The following is a 2,874-nucleotide window of genomic DNA, read 5'->3' on the forward strand; positions in this document are numbered from 1 at the left end:
CGGGGCGCGCGGCGAGGGCGGCGCGCCCGGCGAAGGCGAGGGGCCTGACCAGGGCGAGGGGCAGGGTCACGCCCGCGGGGACGGCGGGAGCGGGTTCACCCCTCCGTCATGAGCGCGTTGGCGATCAGTTCGTCGCTGAGTTCGCGCAGTCGCGCCCGTGCCACCTTCTTGTGCGCCTGCGGATGCGGCTCGGCCCGCTCGAAGCCGTTGAAGAACTGGCCGGTGACGCCGTCGACGTCCGCGCCGTGGATGAGGCGCAGCGTCGGCGCCGCCCCGTCGGCCACGCTGGTCGCGGGCTGCCTGCCGGACTGGCGCACCATCGCGGTGTCCATGAACGTCGCCGGGTGCAGCGCGTTGACGGTGATCCCACTGCCGCGTAGCTCGTCGGCGAGGTCGAGGGTGAACATGACCTGCGCGAGCTTGCTGCGCATGTAGGCCGAGGCGCCGCTGTACTGCCGTCGTGACTGGGGGTCGGTGAAGGAGAACTCCTGCTGGCCCGCCGAGGCCACGTTCACGATCCGCGCGGGGGCCTTCAGCAGTGGCAGCAGCTTGCGCGTCAGGTGGTAGCCGGCGAGGTAGTTGACGGCGAGCCGCAGTTCGACGCCGTCGGCGCTCTCCTGCCTGCGCGTCGGGTCGGGGCCGGTGCCGATCCCCGCGTTGTTCACCAGCACGTCCAGCCGGTCGTAGCGGCGCAGGATCTCCTCGGCCAGCCGGTTCACCTGGTGCAGGTCGGCGAAATCCGCGCGAACGACGTCGGCGTCCACCTCGGAACGCAGCGCGCGCAGCTTCTCCGCGTTGCGTCCGTGGGCGATGACGTGCGTGCCCTGTGCGGCGAGTTCGCCCACCAAGTGCCGCCCGAGGCCGTCGGTGGCCCCGGTGATCAGGATGGTCTGCTCGCTACGCGGTCTCATACCTCTGCCCGTCAGAGTACCCGTAGGGTGTGCTCATGGCCGTCTCCGAGTTACACAGATTCACCCTCGACAACGGCCTGCGGGTGGTGCTTGCCCCGGACCCGACGGCTCCGGTCGTCGGTGTCAGCGTGCACTACGACGTGGGCTTCCGCTCGGAACCGGAAGGGCGGACGGGCTTCGCGCACCTGTTCGAGCACCTGATGTTCCAGGGGAGCGAGAGCCTGGAAAAGCTCGCCCACTTCCGCCACGTGCAAAGCAGTGGCGGGACGTTCAACGGTTCCACCCATCCGGATTACACCGACTACTTCGAGGTGTTGCCGTCGGCCGCGCTGGAGCGCGCCCTGTTCCTCGAAGCCGACCGGATGCGCGCGCCGAAACTGACGCGGGAGAACCTCGCCAACCAGATCGACGTGGTCAAGGAGGAGATCCGGCTCAACGTGCTGAACCGGCCCTACGGCGGGTTCCCGTGGATTCTCCTTCCGCCGGTGCTCTACTCGACGTTTCCCAACGCGCACAACGGCTACGGCGACTTCACCGACCTCGAACAGGCCTCGCTCGACGACTGCGCCGCGTTCTTCGACACCTACTACGCCCCCGCCAACGCGGTGCTGACCGTCGCGGGTGACCTCGACGTCGAGCGCACCCGGGACCTGGTCCAGACCCACTTCGGGGATGTGCCCGCCCGGCCGAGGCCGCACCGGCCCTCGTTCGCCGAGCCGCGCCCGACGCGGGAGCTGCGCGACACCCATACCGACCCGCACGCGCCGCTGCCCGCGCTGGCCGTCGGTTACCGGATGCCCGACCCCGTCGGCGAGCTGGACGGCTACCTGGCGAACCTCGTGCTGGCGGGTGTGCTCACCGAAGGCGACTCCTCCCGGCTGCAACAGCGGATGGTGCACCGCGAGCCACTGGTCACCGACGTCAACGCGGGCGCGGGACTGTTCGGCCCGTTCGAGGCGCGTGACCCGGACACGTTCTCGGTCACGGCCATCCACGCACCCGACGTGAGGCCGGAGACCGTGCTCGGCGCGCTCGACGCGGAGCTGGACGCGCTGGCGAGCACCCCGCCGGGGGAACAGGAGCTGGCGAAGGTGACCGCGCGGTGGAGCGCCAACCTGCACTCCGACCACGACCGGTTGGTCTCGCGCACGCTGGCGCTGGGTTCGATGGAGCTGCTGCACGGCGACGCGGCGCTGGTGTACGAGCTGCCCGACCGCATCGCGGCCGTGACGGCCGAGCAGGTGTCCGAGGCCGCGAAGGCGCTGCGCCCCGACTCGCGGGCCGTCCTCGTGGTCGAACCCGAGCAGGGAGGAGCCCAGTGACCTCGACCGAGTTGACCGGAGGCCACCGCGACGCCGAGGAGATCGGCCGCACCGTACGGGGTCCGCGTGCGGTTCCCTCGCTCGGAGACCAGCCCGCGGCGCCGGAGCCTGCCCACACCGACACGGTGCTCGCCAACGGCCTGCGCGTGCTGGCGGTGCGCAAACCGACCGTGCCGATGGTGGAGGTGCGCCTGGCCATTCCCTTCGCCGGTGACGACCCGCTGCACCCGGCGACGGCGGAGGTACTCGCGGAGACGGTACTGACCGGTACCCGCACCCGCGACCGGGTCGCCGTCGACACCGACCTCGCGCTCATCGGGGGCGAGCTGGGTACCGTGGTCGACCCCGAGCACCTGGCCTTCTCCGGAAGCGCGCTCGCCTCGGGACTGCCCACGATGCTCGACGTGCTCGCCGATGTGCTCACCGGCGCGACCTACCCGGACGCCGAGGTCGCCCGGGAGTCCGACCGCATCGCCGAGCGGCTGGCGGTCGCGCGCACCCAGCCCCGCGTGATCGCCCGTGAGGCGCTGCAACGGCACCGCTACGGCGACCACCCCTACACCCGGGAGATGCCGACGGCGGAGGACGTCGCCCGGGTCACGCCGGAGGCCGTGCGCGCCCTGCACGCGGCCGCGGTGCTG

Annotated in this window: 3 protein-coding genes; 2 read left to right on the forward strand and 1 reads right to left on the reverse strand. The window is 71.5% G+C overall.

Going from position 1 to position 2,874, the window contains the following annotated elements:
* Nucleotides 1-95: 95 nt before the first annotated feature.
* A complete protein-coding gene (locus SACSA_RS0116015) occupies nt 96-911 on the reverse strand; it encodes an SDR family NAD(P)-dependent oxidoreductase (protein WP_019818669.1) in 816 nt (271 codons plus the stop codon).
* 35 nt (nt 912-946) lie between these two features.
* On the opposite strand from SACSA_RS0116015, the gene SACSA_RS0116020 reads away from it, so the two are divergent.
* Entirely contained in the window at nt 947-2,233 is a 1,287-nt protein-coding gene (locus tag SACSA_RS0116020; protein ID WP_019818671.1) for a M16 family metallopeptidase, read from the forward strand.
* Nucleotides 2,230-2,874: M16 family metallopeptidase (locus SACSA_RS0116025; RefSeq protein ID WP_019818672.1), on the forward strand; the 645-nt coding region annotated here is incomplete at its 3' end. The genes SACSA_RS0116020 and SACSA_RS0116025, both read left to right, overlap by 4 nt.

Source organism: Saccharomonospora saliphila YIM 90502, from assembly GCF_000383795.1.
Taxonomy (GTDB): Bacteria; Actinomycetota; Actinomycetes; order Mycobacteriales; family Pseudonocardiaceae; genus Saccharomonospora; species Saccharomonospora saliphila.

Excerpts from the sequence above, each read along its gene's own strand:
- SACSA_RS0116015 (WP_019818669.1), bottom strand. The coding sequence starts at position 911 with ATGAGACCGCGTAGCGAGCAGACCATCCTGATCACCGGGGCCACCGAC.
- SACSA_RS0116020 (WP_019818671.1), top strand. The coding sequence starts at position 947 with ATGGCCGTCTCCGAGTTACACAGATTCACCCTCGACAACGGCCTGCGG.